Origin of the sequence: Pseudarthrobacter niigatensis, assembly GCF_030812615.1 — a bacterium.
GTDB classification, from domain to species: Bacteria; Actinomycetota; Actinomycetes; order Actinomycetales; family Micrococcaceae; genus Arthrobacter; species Arthrobacter niigatensis.
This window is the reverse complement of record NZ_JAUSTB010000007.1, coordinates 121154-140693: the sequence shown is the minus strand read 5'-3', so window position 1 is coordinate 140693 and position 19540 is coordinate 121154. Positions and strand designations below refer to the sequence as shown.

15 protein-coding genes, 1 tRNA gene, 1 other RNA gene and 1 pseudogene are annotated in these 19540 nt (G+C 66.6%); 10 read left to right on the top strand and 8 right to left on the bottom strand.

Going from position 1 to position 19540, the window contains the following annotated elements:
- Positions 1 to 3: 3 nt before the first annotated feature.
- Together J2T23_RS12505 and J2T23_RS12500 are read right to left on the bottom strand one after the other, a co-directional pair.
- Positions 4 to 2184: an amylo-alpha-1,6-glucosidase gene (locus J2T23_RS12505; RefSeq protein ID WP_307360379.1), complete on the bottom strand. Its 2181-nt coding sequence runs from the start codon at positions 2182 to 2184 to the stop codon at positions 4 to 6.
- 58 nt (positions 2185 to 2242) lie between these two features.
- Positions 2243 to 3304 (bottom strand): glycosyltransferase family 4 protein, encoded by a 1062-nt coding sequence (locus J2T23_RS12500; RefSeq protein WP_141158215.1) that lies wholly within the window; start codon positions 3302 to 3304, stop codon positions 2243 to 2245.
- Between the two features lie 214 nt (positions 3305 to 3518).
- On the opposite strand from J2T23_RS12500, the gene J2T23_RS12495 reads away from it, so the two are divergent.
- On the top strand, positions 3519 to 4217 hold the full coding sequence (locus J2T23_RS12495; RefSeq protein WP_307360377.1) for a DsbA family oxidoreductase: 699 nt from the start codon (positions 3519 to 3521) through the stop codon (positions 4215 to 4217).
- Between the two features lie 35 nt (positions 4218 to 4252).
- Positions 4253 to 4903 carry a TetR/AcrR family transcriptional regulator gene (locus tag J2T23_RS12490; protein WP_141158217.1) on the top strand — a complete coding sequence of 217 codons (651 nt, stop codon included), beginning with the start codon at positions 4253 to 4255 and terminating at the stop codon, positions 4901 to 4903.
- Between the two features lie 30 nt (positions 4904 to 4933).
- Here the strand turns inward: J2T23_RS12490 and J2T23_RS12485 are convergent, their stop codons facing one another.
- Positions 4934 to 5608 carry a LytR C-terminal domain-containing protein gene (locus J2T23_RS12485; protein WP_307360375.1) on the bottom strand — a complete coding sequence of 225 codons (675 nt, stop codon included), beginning with the start codon at positions 5606 to 5608 and terminating at the stop codon, positions 4934 to 4936.
- Positions 5601 to 5900: a type II toxin-antitoxin system VapB family antitoxin gene (locus J2T23_RS12480; RefSeq protein ID WP_210411385.1), complete on the bottom strand. Its 300-nt coding sequence runs from the start codon at positions 5898 to 5900 to the stop codon at positions 5601 to 5603. The genes J2T23_RS12485 and J2T23_RS12480 overlap by 8 nt, the downstream gene beginning before the upstream one ends.
- 143 nt (positions 5901 to 6043) lie before the next feature.
- Here J2T23_RS12480 and J2T23_RS12475 point away from each other — a divergent pair, with 143 nt between their 5' ends.
- Positions 6044 to 6973 (top strand): hypothetical protein, encoded by a 930-nt coding sequence (locus tag J2T23_RS12475; protein WP_307360374.1) that lies wholly within the window; start codon positions 6044 to 6046, stop codon positions 6971 to 6973.
- 76 nt (positions 6974 to 7049) lie between these two features.
- On the top strand, positions 7050 to 8687 hold the full coding sequence (locus J2T23_RS12470) for a stealth family protein (RefSeq protein WP_307360372.1): 1638 nt from the start codon (positions 7050 to 7052) through the stop codon (positions 8685 to 8687).
- A gap of 54 nt (positions 8688 to 8741) precedes the next feature.
- Here the strand turns inward: J2T23_RS12470 and J2T23_RS12465 are convergent, their stop codons facing one another.
- Positions 8742 to 9668 (bottom strand): phosphodiesterase, encoded by a 927-nt coding sequence (locus J2T23_RS12465; RefSeq protein WP_141158222.1) that lies wholly within the window; start codon positions 9666 to 9668, stop codon positions 8742 to 8744.
- A gap of 160 nt (positions 9669 to 9828) precedes the next feature.
- Positions 9829 to 10341, bottom strand: a complete 513-nt coding sequence (locus tag J2T23_RS12460) for a glutathione peroxidase (RefSeq protein ID WP_307360370.1) — start codon at positions 10339 to 10341, stop codon at positions 9829 to 9831.
- 89 nt (positions 10342 to 10430) lie between these two features.
- On the opposite strand from J2T23_RS12460, the gene J2T23_RS12455 reads away from it, so the two are divergent.
- Positions 10431 to 11243, top strand: a complete 813-nt coding sequence (locus tag J2T23_RS12455) for a hypothetical protein (protein WP_307360469.1) — start codon at positions 10431 to 10433, stop codon at positions 11241 to 11243.
- Positions 11244 to 11317: 74 nt separating this feature from the next.
- Here the strand turns inward: J2T23_RS12455 and J2T23_RS12450 are convergent.
- Positions 11318 to 11671: pseudogene (locus J2T23_RS12450) on the bottom strand (M23 family metallopeptidase); the annotation flags it as partial.
- Between the two features lie 602 nt (positions 11672 to 12273).
- Here J2T23_RS12450 and J2T23_RS12445 point away from each other — a divergent pair.
- Positions 12274 to 13209, top strand: a complete 936-nt coding sequence (locus J2T23_RS12445) for an oxygenase MpaB family protein (RefSeq protein WP_307360367.1) — start codon at positions 12274 to 12276, stop codon at positions 13207 to 13209.
- 80 nt (positions 13210 to 13289) lie between these two features.
- On the opposite strand, the gene J2T23_RS12440 is transcribed toward J2T23_RS12445, so the two are convergent.
- Positions 13290 to 13374, bottom strand: a tRNA-Ser gene (locus J2T23_RS12440).
- A 398-nt stretch (positions 13375 to 13772) separates the two neighbouring features.
- On the opposite strand from J2T23_RS12440, the gene ffs reads away from it, so the two are divergent.
- The 4 genes from ffs to J2T23_RS12420 all read left to right on the top strand — a co-directional run bounded on the left by ffs (position 13773) and on the right by J2T23_RS12420 (position 19524).
- Positions 13773 to 13869: signal recognition particle sRNA small type (gene ffs / locus J2T23_RS12435), an RNA gene on the top strand.
- 21 nt (positions 13870 to 13890) lie between these two features.
- Entirely contained in the window at positions 13891 to 17274 is a 3384-nt protein-coding gene (locus tag J2T23_RS12430; protein WP_370871442.1) for a DNA polymerase III subunit gamma and tau, read from the top strand.
- 75 nt (positions 17275 to 17349) lie between these two features.
- Positions 17350 to 17949, top strand: a complete 600-nt coding sequence (gene recR, locus J2T23_RS12425) for a recombination mediator RecR (protein ID WP_141158226.1) — start codon at positions 17350 to 17352, stop codon at positions 17947 to 17949.
- 216 nt (positions 17950 to 18165) lie between these two features.
- Positions 18166 to 19524 (top strand): aspartate kinase, encoded by a 1359-nt coding sequence (locus tag J2T23_RS12420; RefSeq protein ID WP_307360362.1) that lies wholly within the window; start codon positions 18166 to 18168, stop codon positions 19522 to 19524.
- The last annotated feature ends 16 nt before the right edge of the window (positions 19525 to 19540 follow it).

Here is a 19540-nt window from a genome sequence, read left to right as displayed (position 1 = left end):
GCTTCAGCTGCTGGCCTGCTGGGTGCCCGGGACGCGGGAGTTGGCGGGGGTTCCGTCCGGTGGGTAGGCCAGTGGCGGGCGGGGCTCCGTCAGGAGCTTCAGCCCCGGCGGGAGTCCGTCGATGGCGCCCGTTGTTCCGGTGGCGGTGATGGTGACCCGGCTGGTATCCAACAGGACATTTTCGGCCCGGAAGGTTCCCACTGACTCCGGCAGGATCGGCGCCAGGTGCACCACCCTGCGGGTGAAGACGGGGTCGAAGCGCAGCAGGATCCTGGCGAGCTGCACGGGCGCCGCCGCCGCCCACGCCTGGGGTGAGCATGCGGTGGGATACGGAACAGGGCCCGGAAACTCGCCGCGGTCGAACCCGCAGAACAATTCCGGCAGCCGGCTATCAAAATGCCGGGCAGCATCGAGGATGCCCAGTGCCACCCGTTTGGCCTCGTCCACGAACCCGTAGCGCATCAGCCCAGTGGCCACCAGCGCGGTATCGTGCGGCCACACAGAGCCGTTGTGGTAACTGACGGGATTGTAGGCGCCCATGTCGGAGGCCAGCGTGCGGATGCCCCAGCCCGTGAACATCTGCGGGGACATCAGGTTTTCCATGACGGACGCGGCTTTGTCCTCGTCCACGATGCCCGTCCACAGGCAGTGGCCGATGTTGGACGTCAGCGCGTCGACATGCCGTTTGTCCTTATCAAGTGCCACCGCAAAGTAGCCCTTGTCCGGCAGCCAGAACTTCCTGTTGAACTCCTCCTTGAAGGCTGCAGCCTTGTCGGCCCAGTGCTTTTCCAGGTCAGGATCCCCTGTCCAGTGGGCCAGCAGCGACCTGCCCAGGTAGGCCGCATAGACGTAGGCCTGGACCTCGCAGAGCGCGATGGGGGCTTCAGCGATGGTCCCGTCCGCGAAGTTGATGCCATCCCAGGAGTCCTTCCAGCCCTGGTTGACCAGGCCGTGGTCATTGGGCCGGAGGTACTCCACGAAGCCGTCGCCGTCGCGGTCGCCGTATTTTTCGATCCATTCCAGGGCGCGGTCGGCGTGGGCCAGCAGTGGCTGGATCGCATCCCGGGAAAGCCCCCACCGGCTCAGCTCGCCCAGGGTTGCGACGAAAAGCGGTGTGGCATCCGCCGTGCCATAGTACGCCGTGCCGCCCAGCGACAGGCCGGCAGTAACGCCCAGCCGGACCTCGTGCGGGATGCGTCCAGGTTCCTCCTCGGAATCCACGTCCACTTTCTTCCCTTGGATCCCGGCCAGGGTCTGCAGCGTGCCCAGGGCGAGATTGGGGTTGACCATCATGCTCATGTAGGACGTCAGCAGCGAGTCCCGACCGAACAGCGCCATGAACCAGGGAGCCCCCGCCGCGACCGCGGCGCGGTTGGGATGGCGGGCATCGAAGATCCGTAGTGCACCAAGGTCGCTTTGGCTGCGGTTGAGCACATTCTGGAAGCTGGTGTCCTCGATGCTGATCCGCGGAACGTTCTCCTCCCACGCCAAGTGGCGCTGCACGCCCTCACGGTGGTGCGGGAGCTGGCCTTCGGTGAAGGGCTTTTCCGGGGCTTCCCCATTGACCAGCGGCACCACGATGACGCTGGTGCTCCATTTGCCGCGGGCCGGAACGGTGACGTTGAACCGGAGCCCATCCGTGCCCACCTCCGCATCCTTGGCCCCGATGGCGGAGCCCCGCTGCTGGCCGTGCCGGGATGCTTCGATGATGAGCTTTCCATCCACCACGGCGCGGGTGGTGTCATCGGGGCCCGTTGTGCGGCCGCCTTTCACTTCGAAGAGGTCGGCCTGGTCCGCGTCCACCAGCAGCTCGATGGCGCATTCAACGGGTTCCGCCGCGTAATTCTCCAGGATGATGTCGTCCTGCAGGCCCGGTCCGATGTGGCGGACCTGGCGGACCACCAGCGGACTGTCGAACCGGCCTCCGGGCCACGTTGCACGGCCCACGAAGGTTGCTTCGAACGGCTGGGCCTTCTGGGCTGACAGCGGTTCGCGCCGCGAGCCGTTGATCCGCAGCACCCAGCCCGAGACGATCCGGGTGTCCTGGTAGAACGCGCCGTTTGTGCTGCCGTCGGCGCTTATGTCGCCGGTACCGGCCGAGATGCAAAACGAAGAGCCTTCCAGTACGGTGACGGCACCAACATCGGAGCCGGAGGCCTCATTGTCTTCGTTCCAGGCGGTCATGGAAGGACTCCCTTCTCAGGCTGGATGCTGCCGGGGAGCCCAACGCCCGCCCGTCCCCTTAACGATTCTGGTGCACCGGCGGGGTAACCGGAACCCCTCCCGGCAATCTCCCCGCCAGCAGGTCATCGAAGAGCCTGAGGTGCTGCGCCACCATCCGGTGGGCACTGAACCGGTCCTCCACTGATGCCCGGCAGCGCTCCCTGCTGAGCCCGGCGGCTGCCTCAACGAAGCCCTGCAGTTCCCCGGTCTTTCCAAGGAAGCCCGTGCGGCCGTGTTCCACGATCTCAGGGGCTGAGCCGATCCTTGTGCCGATCACGGGAGTTCCGGTGGCCAACGCCTCGATCATCACCAGCCCAAACGGCTCGGACCACTGGATGGGGTTCAGGAAGGCCGTGGCTTCGCCCATCATGCGGTATTTGGTGGCGTCGTCCACTTCCCCCACAAAATCCTCGTTGGGGCCCAGCATCGGTTCGATGACCTCGCGGAAGTAGCGGATCTCGTCCGGTTCCCGCATCTTGACGGCGATCTTCAAGTGCATGCCCACGTCCCGGGCGAGTGTGATTGCTTCAAGCAGCCCTTTGTCGTGGGAGGCGCGCCCAACGAAGCAGAGATACCCGCCACGGCCACTGCCTACCGGGACCGCGGAAACGTCCATGCCGTGGTGGATTACCTGGGTGACGGGGACTTCCGGAGCGTGTGAGGCCTGGTCCCGGGAGATTGCAACAATTGCCACATCCCGGGCCATGGCACGGTAGAGGTCTTCCGCCTCCTTGTGGAGAGGACCGTGGATGGTGGTGACCACCGGTACCTTGGCCGGCCGGTGGGCGTAGAGCGGGCCCGCCAGCGTATGGTCGTGAATGATATCCACGTCCTGCAGCCCCTGGTAGGCCCGGATCACATGGCTGAGTTCGGACATCGTCGAGCCAAGCTCATCCCGGACCGCCGGCCGCATGCCCGGCAGCAGCGGAACGGGACAGGTGCTTTCGGTGGGAGCCGCGAGCAGTACGTCGTGCCCGGCGGCCGCAAAGCCCCGCGCCAAGGTATCCACAACCCTTTCGATGCCGCCGTATGTCAGCGGAGGAATGGGAATCCAGGGTCCGGCAATAAGTCCAATTCGCATACTTGGCCTCCAGGGAAACGAGGCCCGCGCTCCCCAGCCGCCAGGCATATTCCGTCGCGGGACATGGAGGTCCCGCGGTGTTTTATTTTTGTAGGGCGTCTGCTTCACCTAACTCCGACTATTGCCCAGGATCGCCCCGGCCACAAGGGCTGATTGTGCCCCATCTCACGGCACGCGCCGGAATGGCGGCAACGGCAGCCGGGTTGTGCAAGGCATGAAGATTGAGATCTGGTCAGATGTTGCCTGCCCGTGGTGTTTCATCGGCAAGCGCCGGTTTGAGGCTGCGCTTGCTGCGTTCCCCCACCGCGCTGCTGTGGACGTGGTGTGGCGCAGCTACCAGCTGGATCCCACACTGCCGGAGCATTATGACGGAACCGAACTGGAATACCTGAGCAGCCGGAAGGGCATGCCCGCCCAGCAGGTGTCGCAGATGTTCGAACATGTGGCCCAGCAGGCAAAGGGCGAGGGCCTTGACTACCGGTTCGACCAGGTGGTGGTGGCCAACAGCTTCACCGCCCACCGCCTGATCCACCTTGCGGCAGCCCACGGCAGCCAGGACGCTGCCAAGGAACGCCTCCTCAGCGACCACTTCGAGCACGGCAAGGACATCGGGAGCCGGGAGTACCTGACGTCCCTGGGCAACGATCTCGGCCTGCCGGCAGGCGAGGTGGAGGAACTGTTCACCACGGACAAGTACTCGGACGAGGTCCGGTTCGACTTCCAGGAGGCCCGGGGCCTGGGCATCAGCGGGGTCCCGTTCTTCGTGATCGACCGCAAATTCGGGTTGTCCGGCGCCCAGCCCACTGAGACGTTCACCGCTGCCCTCACCCAGGCATGGCAGGACGCCAACCCCCTGGTCCTGGTCAATTCCTCCGAGGCTGAGGCCTGCGGACCTGACGGGTGCGCCGTTTAGCGCTTTTTACTGACACATCGCGGTAAAGTGTCTGTATGCCCAGGATTTCAGCGGCGAGCAATGCCGAACAACGCGCGGACACCCAGCGACGTATCCTCACCGCTTTTGGCGAGCTTCTCTTCACTCACGGCCTTCCGGGGCTGACCATGACGGACGTGGCGCGGCACGCAGGCGTGGGCCGCACGGCTGTCTATAACTACTACGCCGATATCGAAGAACTCCTGATCTCCTACGCCCTTGACGAGACCGAGAAGTTCCTCTCCGAACTGCGCGAATCGCTGGACCGGATTGCAAACCCGGTGGAACGGCTGGCCCTGTACGTCCGTGCCCAGGTGGTTGACCTCAGCCGACGCCACCTCCCGCCGGGCCCTGCCATGGGGGCGGTGCTGTCGCCGTCGTCCTTTGCCAAGCTCTCCGACCATGTGGGCGAGCTCAGCGTCCTGCTGCAGGGCATCCTGCGCGACGGCATGGACCAGGGGTACCTGCCGGTGGCGGACGTGGGCCAGCAGTCCCAGCTGATCCTGGGCACGTTGTCCTCCAGCGCGGCGCGGGGCAGCGACGAGCCGGCTGAGCTGGAAGCGCGTGTGGCCAGGACCGTCCGGTTCATCCAGCTGGGCGCCGGCGCACGGTTCGACGACGACGGGCGCCCGGTGAAGGTGGCCCAGCTTCCGGTGGTGGCCCGATGAGTCCGGCCCGCTGTTTCCGGCTGGCTGCGGTCAGCGGGTCGGAGCGGCGGCGGGCATCACGGGCAGCTTGTCCGTGTCCGCGATACGCCGGCTTTCCCTTGGGCAACTGAGCTTGCCGGGGGTCTGGTCCACCAAGTCCGCCGGTGTCAGTGCCTTGTAGTCCTGTGCCAGGATCACGTCCACGCTGGCATCGGTCCTTCCGTCCTGGAAGTAGTCCGAGCCGGGCACATGGCGCTGGACCGTGAATGCCGCCGCATGCCCTGCTGCACCCGACACCACGGCGGCCACGCCCCGGTAGCCGGCGTTGACGTTTGACACGTTCCCCACGACGAACTTGCGTGCAAGGAATTCGTCCGCGACGGACCGGGCAAGGCCCGGCCGGCTGGTGGAGTTGTAGACGTTGAGGTTGACCTTGTCCGCCGGAACGTAGTCGTAGATCGAAGGCGGGCAGGATGACACCGGGCTCGGGGCGGGCTCCGCGGAGGGCAGCTGCAGCCGGCCGTTGATGATGGCCAGGGCAAGGATGATGGCCGCGGCGATCACGCCGATCAGCAGGACCAGCACCACCCCGTGCAGGACTCGGCGCCGGACCCGGGCGGTTTCGTCGGCGTCCCTCGCCGCCTCCATGGCGGCCCGCAGTTCAGGGCCGGTAACGACGTGGTGGCCGTGCAGGACGCTCGGATCCTTTGGCCGTTTGCTAGCCATCAAGCACCAGGACCCGGGCATGGATCGCGGTGCGCTGGTGCAGGGCGGTCCGCACCGCCCTGTGGAGGCCGTCCTCCAGGTAAAGGGTCCCCCGGTACTGCACGACGTGCGGGAACAGGTCGCCGAAAAATGTTGAGTCTTCCGCCAGCAGCGCTTCCAGGTCCAGGGTGCGCTTGGTGGTCACCAGTTCATCCAGCCGGACCGGCCGCGGCGGCAGCGACGCCCACTGCTTGGGGGTGCTGTAACCATGGTCGGGGTAAGGGCGGCCCTCGCCCACAGCTTTGAATATCACCATGCAACAGTAGGCACCCCTGTGCCCCAGCGAAAGTGGCACGGCTGGCGCGCGGCAGGTTGTAGCCAAACAGTGACCATCTGCCACGCGCCCCCGGCGCCGGGGGCGCGGAATGGCGCCGGTCCTGCTGACAGAATGGACCCATGACAGTCTCCGAGTCCCCTGCCGTGTCCGCGCCCGGAACCAGCCAGCCGGCGGCGCCGCCGCTGGCCCTCCTGCTGGACGTGGACGGCCCGGTGGCCAGCCCGGTGACACGTGACGTCAAGCCCGGCATCATCCTTGACCTGGTGGCCCTCGCGGCTGCCGGCATCCCGGTCATCTTCAATACCGGCCGTTCCGACGCCTTTATCCGCGAGCAGGTCATGGAACCCATGATCGCGGCCGGCATTCCGGCGGGAACCGTCATCCATGCCATCTGCGAAAAGGGCGCGGTCTGGTTCAGCTATACGTCCGCCGGCCCCGGCCCCATCCACGTGGACCGGGAACTCGCCGTTCCGGCAGCGTACGGGGATGACATCCGCCGGCTCGTGGCGGAGGACTATGCCGCCCACATGTTCTTCGACGAGACCAAGCGCGCCATGGTGTCCGTGGAGCAGCACATCAACGTGCCCAGCGCCGACTACCTGGCCGAGCAGAAACTGTTTGATGCGGAGGCCGTGGAGCTCATGGCACGGCACGGGCTGGGTGTTGTCCGGCTCGACCACCACGCACCAAATTCCGACGACGAGGTGGACTACCGGGTGGATCCCACCATTATTTCCACGGACATTGAGTCGGTGCGGCTGGGCAAGGACCTGGGCGCCAGCCGCGCGGTGGAACTCCTCGCAGCGCAGGGCATTACGCCCCAGGCGTGGCGGACCGTGGGCGATTCCCGCACCGATTACGCCATGGCGGACTGGCTGCACCACAACGACCACCCCGTGAAGCACGTCGACGTGCGCCCGGCGGACGGCATTCCCAGCAAGCCGTATCCGGTACTGACGGCAGCGGACCTGGGGCTGGAGGACACAGTGATCCACGACGACGCCGGCGGAGCCTTCCTTCACGCATGGCGCGACGCGCTGGGCGCCTGAGCCGCTGCCGGGCGGACAAGCGGCCTGCCGGCCGCCAAGTTGCCCGGAAACCTTCCGTTACCCGGGCAGGACTATCATGCAGGTAAGAATGCCCACCACCACCAGCACGGAGACCACCATTACAGAAGCACCGGTCCAGGACGAGGTTTACTACGGCGCCCAAGCGTCCGTGGAAGAACAATTTCACGCCGAAATCACATCGGCAGCGGCTGAGCAACGCCTCAAGCACCGACCCGACGTCGTCCGGCACAAGGGCCGCTACGCCCTGATCAACGACACCAGGACTCCGTACCAGGCCATGGTGGAAGACCTGCTGTTCCTGCGCAACGTCCTGGCCAAGGCCGGCCTTTCGTACCTCCTGGTCCGCGGCAACAACGACAGGCCCGTGGTGGCCCTGGACTGGAAGGACCGGAAGAAGCTCCGGGCCGCCCTGGTGGATGCCTGCCGGGACGAACCCTTCTACTCGATGACCGTGGACGCCAAGAAGAAGACTTCCGTCCTGGTGGCGGACGGAGAGCTCTCGCCCAACCGGCAGGGACGCATCTTCCGCCTCTACCGGCCGCGGGTGGAACCGGTGGGCGGCTTTGAGTTTGGCGCCTCAGCCGGCGTCCAGATCGAGCTGTGGGCCTTTGAGGGCGAGCAGCTGATCCTCCCCATCGAGAACTCGCTGACCCGCCGGACGCTGCTGCGCCAGGATGCGGTCCGCGGCACCGTGGAACGGTACGGCCACACCTGGCCCACCATCGAGAACATGTTCGCCGACCACGCCAGCGACATCAGTTTCGACATCGACATCGTGTTCTCCTGGGTGGACGGCAGCTCCCCCGAATACATCGCGGCCCGCCGCGCCCAGCAAAAGGGACATGTCCTGGGCGAAGGCGACGACCACGAGGCCCGGTTCCGGCAGATCAACGAACTCAAGTACGCGCTGCGGTCCGTGTACATGTTTGCACCGTGGATCCGGCGCATCTTCATCGCCACGGACTCCCCCGCGCCTGCCTGGCTGGCGGACCACCCGTCCGTCACGATCGTCCGCAGCGAGGAGTTCTTCTCCGATCCCTCGGTGCTGCCAACGCACAACTCGCAGGCCGTGGAGTGCCAGCTGCACAACATCGAAGGGCTGTCCGAGCACTTCCTCTACTCCAACGACGACATGTTCTTCGGCCGGCCGGTGGGCCCGGACATGTTCTTCACCCCCGGAGGCATCACCAAGTTCATCGAGGCTGAAACAAGGATCGGCCTGGGTGAGAACGACGCCGAACGCAGCGGGTTCGAAAACGCCGCCCGGGTAAACCGCAAACTCCTGTGGAACCGGTTCGGCCGGATCACCACCCGGCACCTCGAGCATACGGCCGCGCCGCTGCGGCGCAGCGTCGTGGACCAGATGGAGGAGGAATTCCCGGAAGAGTTCCGCAAGACCGCTGCCAGCCGATTCCGGGCAGCGGACAACATCTCCGTGACCAACTCCTTCTACCACTATTACGCCCTTCTTACGGGCCGAGCCGTCACGCAGACGGCGGCAAAGGTGCGTTACGTGGACACCACCATGCGCTCCGGCCTGAAGTACCTGCCCAAGCTGCTGGCCAAGCGGAACATGGATTTCTTCTGCCTGAACGACGGCAGCTTTCCTGAGGTCAGCGCGGACGAGCGGGCTGAAGTGGTGACCGACTTCCTGGAACGGTACTTTCCTATCAGGGCGCCCTGGGAAAAGTAGGCCGCACGCATCGCTCCGGCCGGTCCGGTAGCCGGGCCGGCCGGAGCAACCGTGTTAGCGCCGGCTGGGTGCGCCCAGCTTGGTGCTGCCGCGCTTGGTGGTCTCCGGAATCCGGACCCCTGCAGCCTGCAGCCTCCGGGCCGTCTCTTCCGGGGAGACATATTCGCCCACCGTGGGCGCACTGCCCATGGGCACCACGGAGTGCACAATGGTGTGTTCGTACACGTGTACCAGGTTGAACGCCTGGCCGCCGTCCTGGCCGCGCGTTCCACCCACAGGGACGTTCAGGTCCTGGGTGTAGCACGAGGCCGAAGCGACCGAGACAGGCACGCCCGCAAAGCTCGCGGTGGTGGAGTAGTGCAGGTGTCCGGCCAGGATGGTGCGGACGTCCGAATTGCGCACCACCGCCGCCAGCGAAGCCTGGTCGCGCAGTTCCACGAGTACCGAAAGGTCCAGCACCGACGGGACCGGGGGGTGGTGCATCGCAAGGATGGTTCCGTCCGGAGCAGGGGTTTCCAGCTGGCGGGCCAGCCACTCCAGCTGCGCCGGGCTCAGTTCGCCGTGGTGGAACCCGGGCACAGTGGTGTCCAGGGTAATGACACGCAGGCCATTGATGAAGTAACTGTGGTCCACGGGTTCGTCACTGCCGGGCTGGTCCAGCAGCCCCCGGCGGAAGTTGGCGCGGTCGTCATGGTTTCCCATGGCCCAGATGACCTGGGCCCCGAGTTCCTTGCAGGCCGGCTCAACGATGGCCCGCAGCTTTACATAGGCCTCGGCGTCACCCTTGTCGGCGAGGTCACCGGTGAAGATGACAGCCTCAGGCCGGGCCCCGGACGCTTTGACTTCGTCGAACAGCTGGGCAAGCCTGGCCTCGCTGTCGACGATTCCGTAGAGGGGTTCCGGACCTCCCAACAGGTGGGGATCGCTCAGGTGGAGTAGGAAGTGGCGTGGCCGGGGGTGTTCGGCCTCGATGTGCTCCATTGCTACCTCTATGGTTGGTGGGAAGCCGTTCTTCCCTTGTACCCTTCAGTAATATTTATCCAATCAGACATTTGGCAAACATGGGGTAAATCGCCGTGGCTGATGTGGAAAAAGTTAAAAGAACTGCGCTTTTGCCGGCCGCATTCGGCCCGCTGCCCGTTTATCCCAGTGCGTGTTCGATGGCGCCGGTCACCTCTTCCGAATCTGGTTCGACCGTAGGGGCGAACCGGGCCACCACGTCCCCCTCGCGGTTGACCAGGAACTTCTCGAAATTCCACTTCACCAGCCCCGGCAGCAGCCCGGTCTTGAACTTGGTGAGCTCTGAATAGAGCAGGTGCTGGTTGCGGCCGCCGACCTCGGCTTTGGCCGTCAGGGTGAACGTGACACCGAAATTCCGTTCGCAGAAGTCCGCGATGTCGCTGTCGGTTCCCGGCTCCTGCCCCGCGAACTGGTTGCACGGAACCCCCAGGACCTCGAACCCGCGGTCGCGGAACTTCCCGTACAGCGCTTCCAGCGCGGCGTACTGCCGCGTGAAGCCGCAGTTCGAGGCCACGTTGACCACCAAAACCACCTTCCCTTTGAACTGGCCGAAATGTGTCCTGGTGCCGTCGTTCAGGATCAGCGGGATGGGATAGAGGGGTCGCGGGCTGCGCGACAGCAGGAAATTGCTCATGCAGGGAATTCGTTGCCGGCGGCGGACCGTACGGGTCCGGAGGAGAAAATTTCTAGGGCGGGGGTGCCGTTGGGGATGGCTCGGTCACGGTGGGAGTTGGCGCCGGGGTGGGTTCCGCGGCTGGAACGGTTGGCTCGGGTGAAGGCGTGGTGGTGATGGGGGCCGGGTCAACAGGCGCCGGTGCCGGGGCACGTTCAACGGGAAGTGGCACAGGAACGGGCTCAACAGCGACGGGCGCAGGGGCCGGTTCGACAGGTGCCGGCCCCACGGAGGCGGGTTCGGGCTGGACGGGCGTAGGCGACGGCGGCGGGCTTGCCGGGTCAGACGGCGCAGGTTCCGTCGGTGCGGGTTCGGGCTGGACGGGCGTAGGCGACGGCGGCGGGGTTACAGGATCAGACGGCGCAGGTTCCGTCGGTGCGGGTTCGGGCTGGACGGGCGTAGGCGACGGCGGCGGGCTTGCCGGGTCAGTCGTCGCAGGATCAGACGGCGCAGGTTCCGTCGGTGACGTGGGTGACGGCGACGGGCTTACAGGATCAGACGGTGCCGGATCAGACGGCGCAGGTTCCGTCGGCGACGTGGGCGACGGTGAAGGGTTTGTCGGGTCAGTCGTCGCAGGATCCGTCGGCGACGGCGGCGGGCTTGCCGGATCGGAAGGCGGCGGCGCGGCACTGCCCGCCGGTTCCGCAGTTGGCGGGGCCGTCGTCGTCAATTGCACGTCGGGTGGCGGCAGCACAACGCCCGTCGGTTGGGACGGCGACGGCGACGGCGCCGGCCCCGGGACCGGGAGCGGCGGGAAGGGCGAAGCCTGCAGGCCGGCTGCGGGGAGTCCATCACCCGGATCGACCTGGAGGGGAATGGTCCAGCTGATCCGGCCGCCGGACAACCCCGTGCCCGGCGCATAGGAAACCATGTCAGCCGGGAAAGACTGGTTCATCGCCCGGAGCTGGAGGAATGTCCATCTCAGGGGGTTGGTGTAACGGCCGTTCAGGATGGCTTCAAAATGCAGGTGGCAGCCCGTGGACCATCCGGTGGTGCCTACGCGGGCGATGGCCTGCCCCACCCGTACCTGGTCGCCGGTGCGTACGCCGATCGATTCCAGATGGTTGTAGGTGGTGATGAGCCCGTCGCCGTGGTCAATCTCTATCCGGTTGCCGCCTCCCCAGGGGTGCCAGCCGGCTGCCCGCACGACGCCGGAATCAGCTGCGTAAACCGGTGTCCCGCACGGCGCTGCGTAATCCTGTCCCAGATGGAAGTCCCCCGCCGACCCACTGATCGGGCTCACCCGGAAACCGAACGGCGAACTCGGATACAGGAGTTGCAGGGGTGCCATCAGGAATCCGGCCAATGGCCTGCCCGCGCCGGCAGGGCCAACAGTCAGGGCGGCCGCTGTACCCTGGTCGGCGCCGCCGATTGCCGTGCGCGGGAACGCCAACGTGGCCTGGGGACTGGAAAGGATGGCGGGTGGAAGGGGCGCGGCACCCACCTGGTCTGCCTTGGACGAAGCAGGTGCGCTGTCCGGTTCGTGGCCAAGTATGGTTCCAAAAATTCCGTCCAGGGCAGCCGCACCGGGGGTGGTCCCTGCTTCGGAAACCGACCGCGCAAACTGCGGCCGCTCCCCGGAGCCGGCGGAAAGGTTTACGGCATAAACGGATGCCGCCAGGACACCGGCAGCGGCGACGGCACGGGCCACTGGGGGAAGGCTGCGCTGGTCCGGCTTGCGGTTGCCGGGCACGGAATTCTTGCCCAATTCACTGACTCCAGGACGTGGCCTGCCGCGCGTTGTCTCGACGGTATGTCCCATGGGACCACAGGACCGCGGGGGTGGAAACCCCAAAGCCGGACTATGCGGGTTTTTTGTGGGCCGTTAGGGGGTGGGAGGCCGCGCTTCACCACCGGAGCGGCCGTGCCGCCGGAAATGGGCAACAATGTCTCATGCGCAATGTCCTTCGTACATGGCAGGACGAGATCAAAAAGACGTTCTCCGGCAGGGCCGACGCCCCGCCGGACTGGACGCTGAAGCTGGCCGAAGGGGACGACCCCGGCTACCACCTGCCCGGATCCGCCGTTTGGGCGGTGCACGGCTCCATGACGCCCATCGTGGGTGGCATCCGCACGCTGCTGATGCAGTCGCTGCATCCGGGCGCGCTGGCGGGGGTCCACGAGCACTCCAACTTCCGCGACGATCCCCTGCGCCGGCTGGCCAACACCATCCGCTGGATCTTCACGGTGACCTATGGGTCCACGGCGGCCGCGGAGGAGGCAACCCGGCGTGTCCGCCGCCTGCATGAGCCCGTCCAAGGCAACTACCAGGACAACGACGGCGGTGTACGCGCCTACAGTGCGAACGATCCCGGACTGGCCAGTTGGATCCATCTGGCCTTTACCGATGGCTTCCTCGCAGCCCACAAGATCTGGGGCAAGCCCATCCCGGGCGGCACGGACGCGTACGTCCGGCAGTGGGCCCAGGCCGGGACGCTGATGGGAGTGGAAGACCCGCCGCTGACGGAAGCACAGCTGCACGGCCAGCTGGAACGGTGGAATGCAGGGGGCGAACTGCGCGCGGATGCCCGGGTCAAGGAAACTGTGGAGTTCATCCGCAATGCGCCGCTGCATCCCCTGCTGAAGCCCGGCTACCGGATCCTGTTTGCTGGTGCCGTGTACAGCCTGGAACCCCGGTACCGGGACATGCTGGGACTTTCGGTTCCACGGCTGGGCCCGTTTCCACTGCCGGTCCGGCTGGCAACCAAAGCCGTGCTCGTCGTCGTCCATTTTGCTTTGGGCGGCCCGCTGAGGCGGAGGGGTCCCAGCGAAACGGCAGCGAGGAAGCGTCTGAGGCGGCTGGGGGAACCGTTGGCAGATGTGGCCTGATCCCCCATTTTCGGGGGCCTGCACGCTCCGCATAAAGCAAGAACCCGGCCCCGGGTTATCGGGACCGGGTTCTTGACCGGCGGAGAATGGGGGATTTGAACCCCCGAGGGCGTTAACCCAACACGCGTTCCAGGCGTGCGCCATAGGCCGCTAGGCGAATTCTCCAACTGCTTCTGAATCAAAAGCAGGTACTAGATTACCTGAAGTTTTCCGCATCGCCCAATTGGCTCCTCCGGCGCGGGTTTTGGGCCGCCGCCCGCCTCCCCGCTGAACGGGTGCCGGGTTGCCTTTTCGCCTGGAAATGGACGCCCCCAATGCGCCCATTCCCTGTGCACCGTTGAGCTGCCGGGTCCGTTCCGTTACGCCAGGCCACGCAGCTCACAACCTTGAGATTGCCCCAATCGGTGTACATACACATGATCGCGGGTGGGGCAGAGATGCGCAATGGAGATACATGCCTGTTTCCTTCCGGTCCCGCACCGGCCCCGCACCGGCCGTGCGGGGGTCGGAAGGCAGTGGCGGGCGCCGATTCGAGTCGTGCTCCATGTTCGGGTAAAGTATCTGACGGCCCCTCATGTGGCGTCATCCTGTTGAACTCCCCCAGGACCGGAAGGTAGCAAGGGTAGACGGGCTCTGGCGGGTGCATGGGGGGTCTTTACTATTCCCCCACAGGGCGGCATGATGTCAGCCCGGATTGGTAGGGTTTTCTTCGTGACAGTTACTACCGCCCTGTACCGCAGATACCGTCCCGACTCGTTCGCCGACGTTATCGGGCAGGAGCACGTCACCGAGCCCCTGATGACGGCTTTGCGCAAGAACCGCGTCAACCACGCCTACCTTTTCTCCGGCCCCAGGGGCTGCGGCAAAACCACCTCCGCCCGGATCCTGGCGCGCTGCCTCAACTGCGCCCAGGGCCCCACTGACACCCCCTGCGGAACCTGCCCCAGCTGTGTGGAACTGGCCCGTGGCGGCCCGGGTTCCCTCGACGTCATCGAAATCGACGCCGCAAGCCATGGCGGCGTGGACGACGCCCGTGACCTCCGTGAGCGGGCCACCTACGCCCCGGTGCGGGACCGCTACAAGATCTTCATCATCGACGAAGCCCACATGGTCACCTCGGCCGGGTTCAACGCCCTGCTGAAGATCGTGGAAGAGCCGCCGGAACACATCAAGTTCATCTTCGCCACCACGGAGCCGGACAAGGTCATCGGAACCATCCGTTCCCGGACCCACCATTACCCGTTCCGGCTGGTACCGCCCGAGCCGCTGATGGCCTACCTTGAGCTCCTGTGCCGCCAGGAAAACGTTCCCGTGGCCCCCGGGGTCCTGTCACTGGTGATCCGCGCGGGAGGCGGTTCCGTCCGTGATTCCCTCTCAGTCCTGGACCAGCTCATGGCGGGTGCCGGACCCAACGGGCTGGATTACGAGCTCGCAGTGGCGCTGCTCGGCTACACGCACGCCTCGCTCCTGGACGACGTCGTGGAGGCCGTGGCCGCTTCCGACGCCGCCACCGTGTTCCGCGCCGTGGACCGGGTCATCCAGACTGGCCACGATCCCCGAAGGTTCGTTGAGGACCTGCTGGAGCGCTTCCGCGACCTGATCATCGTCCAGGCCATGCCCGAAAGCGCCCACGCCATCCTGCGCGGGATGCCGGCGGACCAGATCGCCCGCCTGCAGAACCAGTCCCACAACCTTGGCGCCGCCGAACTTTCCCGGGCTGCCGATGTCACCAACACGGCCCTGACTGAAATGACGGGGGCCACCTCACCCCGGCTGCACCTGGAGTTGCTGTGCGCCCGTATCCTGCTCCCCAGCTCCGAGCAGAACGAACGGGGCATGGCCGCACGGATCGACCGCGTGGAGAGGCGGCTGAACTACGCAGGGACCGACGTCAGTGTCCCCGCAACGGCAACGCCCGCGCAGCCCGCGGGAGCAGCACCGGCGCCCCAAACAGCGGCTCCGGCCGCCGCCCGCGTGGACACCCCCTCGGACTCCCATCGCGCACAGGAGCCGGCCGCCCAAGACTCTCCAGCGCAGGACTCTCCAGCGCAGGCCGGGGACGGTTCGCCTGCCGCGGCCCAGGATGCCCAGGGCAGGCACGAACGCCCTGTTCCGGCAGCTCCGTCCCCGCCCACTTCCGGGCACGGGCAGGATACTCCAGCCGTTGACGGCGCCCGCAGCCCGCTTACGCCACCTCGGGTCAGCACCAGCGATTGGCCCGTCGAGGAACCTGTCCGTGGCCGGGCGCCCCAGAACGCCGCCGCTCCAGGGGCCCCCACTGCTGCGCAGCTACCCCCCGCTGCGGCGCCGGCCACCGCAGCGCCGCAGCCCGATGCTGCACCGCAGGCACCTGCCCGCCAGGTCCCGGCGGCGAACCAGCAGGCACCCGGCGCGTCCGTCCCGTCTGCTCCCCCGGCCATGGGAGACGTGGAGGTCCTTCGCCGGGCCTGGCCGGACGTCCTGCAGGCACTGTCCAAAATCAAGCGCAGCACCTGGGCCCTTGTTGAGCCCAATGCGCAGGTCCAGGCGTTCGACGGCAGCATCCTGACGCTGTCCTTCACCACATCGGGGCTTGCCGGCGCCTTCGGCAGGGCGGACCACTCGGACAACCTGCGGCAGGCCATCCTCAAGACTGTCGGTATCGACTGCCAGATCCAGGCGGTTGCCGGTGGCGCCAGCCAGGCGAGCTCTGAGCCAAACCCAAAAGTACCCGCCAGTCCGGTGGTTCCGGCCACCTCAGCTGACGTTGCCTGGGGGCTGGCTCCTGCGCCTGCCGGGGCCCCTGCGGGGGCAGCACCCACTGCGCATGCTCCTGCAACCGCGGCCGTCCCCGGCACGCCGCTTGGCGGGAATGCGGAGAACCCGGACGGCGCCGGAGGCTCCAACGCCGGTACCACCGCCCCTGCTGCCCGCTCGGGCAGCTCCGCCGTTGCCGCCAGCCCGGCCGCGGCATCCGCCGTCGTTCCCCCTGCTGCTGCCCCGGCCGGGGGCCGACCCACGGAAGTCGCCACCGCCTCCGCCACCCGGGGGCCAGTGTCCGGCCGCGCATCCGTCAACGGCGGGAACGCTGCTGCCCAGCCATCCGCCACGGACGCCGCCCCGCCCACCTACCCATCGGCAGGTGGTGACTACTCCTATTCCGATGACGACTGGGGCCCGCCCCGGGATGAGGATGCTCCCCCACTGGATGAGGAGCCCCCCATGGACTGGGAGCCCTCGGCACGTCCGGACGGCCGGACGGCATCACCCTCCCCTGCCCCTGGTGTCCCGCAGCCGGCAGCCGGCGCTGCCGCGCGTACCCAAGGCACTCCCTCCGGCGCCCCGGGCTCGAGTACCGCGTCCCAATCTGATGCCCCGCGGGCGGACGCCGCCCACGATCCCTGGACCAGGGCGGTGGAGCAGGCGCCCGGCGTATGGGTGGTTGGCGACAAGAGCAACGTTGGTGCCGCACCTGCCTCAGGCCCGGCAAATGACAACATCGGGGCATCGGCCGATGTCCCGCATTACGAACCCGCAACCGCCCAGGTGCCGCCCTCCATACCCGTGGCCCCTGCCGTAACGGTGCCATCCTGGGCTCCGGGCTCCGGCTCCGGCTCCGGCTCCGGCCATGCTGACCCGGCTTCGGGAACCTACCAGTCGCCGTCCCCCGACCGCGCTGCGGTACCCGAATTCGCCATGGCGGCTGCAGCCCCGTCCCCTGTTACGCAGGCCGCAACTGCCCGCGCCGCCGTTGCCCCGGCTTCGGTGGCACCGGCCGCGGCACCCGCCCCTCCCCGGCCAGCGGCTGGCGCGCCGGTTCCTACCCCTGCCGCCGGACCAACCCAAACCCGGCAAAGCCTCTACCAGCGGCTGTCCAACAGCCCTGAAGCCGAGGCTGGACGCGCGAAGGCGCCGGCCAGGGCCGCCGCCGCCCCGAGCGCGTACGTCCAGGACATCCCGAGCGCCGACGATGAAACCATCGAGGAATCGGGCGTATTCGGCCGGGCCGCCGTCGAACGCATTTTGGGCGGAAAACTGATCGAGGAGCGGTCCCTGGACGGAAGCCCTGTGACGCCACGCTATTGACGGCTGAGGAGTGCCGGCCCCGCATGGCCAACTGACTGATCCATCCGCTATCCACACGAAGCTAAAGAGGAAAAAGTGTACGAAGGTGCCGTCCAGGAGCTGATCGATGAGCTCGGACGCCTTCCGGGCGTGGGCCCCAAGTCCGCGCAGCGGCTGGCTTTCCACATCCTTGAAGCCGATCCCCAGGACATGAAGCGGCTGGTCGAGGCGATCACCACCGTCAAGGAACGGGTGAAGTTCTGCACCGTCTGCGGCAACGTCACGGAACAGGAGCTGTGCAACATCTGCCGCGACCCACGCCGCGACCCCGCGGTCATCTGCGTCGTGGAGGAGTCAAAGGACGTCCTGGCCGTGGAGCGCACCCGTTCGTTCCGCGGCCGGTACCACGTGCTGGGCGGCGCCATCAATCCCATCGCCGGTGTGGGGCCGGAACAATTGCGGATCCGTGAACTGCTCACCCGGCTGAACGACGGCGAAATCCAGGAAGTCATCATCGCCACGGACCCCAACTTGGAGGGTGAGGCAACGGCCACCTACCTGGCCCGCATGCTCAAGACGATCGGTATCGCAGTCACCCGACTGGCGTCCGGCCTTCCCGTTGGTGGTGATTTGGAGTACGCCGACGAGGTCACCCTTGGCCGCGCCTTCGAGGGCCGGCGGAACGCCCTGGGCTAAGGCACCCGGCGGCCACCCGCCGTCGGACCTCCCCCCTGGCCGGACCTGCCGCCCCTGCCGGCGAAGGCTGCGGCCCCGGTGGTCCGTGGCCGGAATGTGGTCACAATTCAACGTCCCTCCGGGCGCGGCGATAAACTGTCCCAAAGGATTGCCGCGCCGTCAAGCGTCAGGCTGCCTGGCCTCCAGAACTCCAATTGATCCGATGAAGGTACGCGCATGAGTACGCCCACCACCGAAGTGCACCACGCAACACAGCCGCTGGCAGCCCCCGCCTCCGGCGCGGTGACCAAACAACTCATTGTGCAGAAGTTCGGTGGCTCCTCCGTTGCTGATGCTGACGGCGTCAAGCGCGTCGCGAAGCGGGTGGTGGATGCACAGGCTGCCGGCAACGAGGTGGTGGTGGTTGTCTCTGCGATGGGTGACACCACGGACGAGCTCCTGGACCTCGCCGCACAGGTGACCGATTCCGCCCCCGCCCGCGAAATGGACATGCTCCTTTCTGCCGGTGAGCGGATTTCCATGGCGCTCCTGGCCATGGCCATCAATAAGCTCGGCGCGTCCGCCCAGTCCTTCACCGGGTCGCAGGCAGGCATGATTACCGACGGCATCCACGGCAAGGCCCGGATCATCGACGTCGACCCCCACCGCATCCGCACCGCCCTGGACAAAGGCCACATCGCCATCGTGGCAGGTTTCCAGGGCATGTCCCGGACCACCAACGAGATCACGACGCTCGGCCGCGGTGGTTCGGACACCACGGCCGTGGCGCTGGCGGCAGCCCTCGAAGCGGACGTCTGCGAGATCTATACAGATGTGGACGGTATTTATACCGCCGATCCGCGCGTTGTCCCGTCAGCCCAGAAGATCGACACGATCTCCAGCGAAGAGATGCTGGAACTCGCGGCGTCCGGCGCCAAGATCCTCCACCTGCGCTGCGTGGAGTACGCCCGCCGGTTCGGCGTCCCGCTCCACGTCCGTTCCTCATTCAGCCAGCATGAAGGCACCTGGGTCATCCCCAGCGCCGACGACAAGATCACCACTCAAGAGGGAGTTGCCTTGGAGCAGCCAATCATCTCCGGCGTTGCGCATGACCGTTCCGAAGCGAAGGTCACCGTGGTCGGCGTCCCCGACATCCCCGGCAAGGCCGCCGCGATCTTCCAGGTGATCGCCGACGCCCACTCGAACATCGACATGATCGTCCAGAACGTGTCCACGCATGGCACGGGCAAGACCGATATCTCCTTCACGCTGCCCATCGTGGAAGGCGCCGAAGCCCTGGCCGCCCTGAAGGCTGCGCAGGACCAGATTGGGTTCGAGGCCATCGAATACAACGAGAAGATCGGCAAGCTGTCGCTGATCGGCGCCGGCATGCGGTCCCACCCCGGCGTCTCCGCCACGTTCTTCAAGGCCTTGTCAGACGCCGGCATCAACATCAACATGATCTCCACCTCGGAGATCCGTATCTCGGTGGTGACGCACGCCGATCTGCTGGACGAAGCAGTTCGCGTCATCCACAAGGCATTCGGGCTCGACACCGAAAGCGAAGCGACGGTCTACGGCGGCACCGGCCGGTAGGCGCCAACGAAAAGCC

Excerpts from the sequence above, each read along its gene's own strand:
- J2T23_RS12505 (WP_307360379.1), bottom strand. The coding sequence starts at position 2,184 with ATGACCGCCTGGAACGAAGACAATGAGGCCTCCGGCTCCGATGTTGGT.
- J2T23_RS12500 (WP_141158215.1), bottom strand. The coding sequence starts at position 3,304 with ATGCGAATTGGACTTATTGCCGGACCCTGGATTCCCATTCCTCCGCTG.
- J2T23_RS12495 (WP_307360377.1), top strand. The coding sequence starts at position 3,519 with ATGAAGATTGAGATCTGGTCAGATGTTGCCTGCCCGTGGTGTTTCATC.
- J2T23_RS12490 (WP_141158217.1), top strand. The coding sequence starts at position 4,253 with ATGCCCAGGATTTCAGCGGCGAGCAATGCCGAACAACGCGCGGACACC.
- J2T23_RS12485 (WP_307360375.1), bottom strand. The coding sequence starts at position 5,608 with ATGGCTAGCAAACGGCCAAAGGATCCGAGCGTCCTGCACGGCCACCAC.
- J2T23_RS12475 (WP_307360374.1), top strand. The coding sequence starts at position 6,044 with ATGACAGTCTCCGAGTCCCCTGCCGTGTCCGCGCCCGGAACCAGCCAG.
- J2T23_RS12470 (WP_307360372.1), top strand. The coding sequence starts at position 7,050 with ATGCAGGTAAGAATGCCCACCACCACCAGCACGGAGACCACCATTACA.
- J2T23_RS12465 (WP_141158222.1), bottom strand. The coding sequence starts at position 9,668 with ATGGAGCACATCGAGGCCGAACACCCCCGGCCACGCCACTTCCTACTC.
- J2T23_RS12460 (WP_307360370.1), bottom strand. The coding sequence starts at position 10,341 with ATGAGCAATTTCCTGCTGTCGCGCAGCCCGCGACCCCTCTATCCCATC.
- J2T23_RS12445 (WP_307360367.1), top strand. The coding sequence starts at position 12,274 with ATGCGCAATGTCCTTCGTACATGGCAGGACGAGATCAAAAAGACGTTC.
- J2T23_RS12430 (WP_370871442.1), top strand. The coding sequence starts at position 13,891 with ATGTCAGCCCGGATTGGTAGGGTTTTCTTCGTGACAGTTACTACCGCC.
- J2T23_RS12420 (WP_307360362.1), top strand. The coding sequence starts at position 18,166 with ATGAGTACGCCCACCACCGAAGTGCACCACGCAACACAGCCGCTGGCA.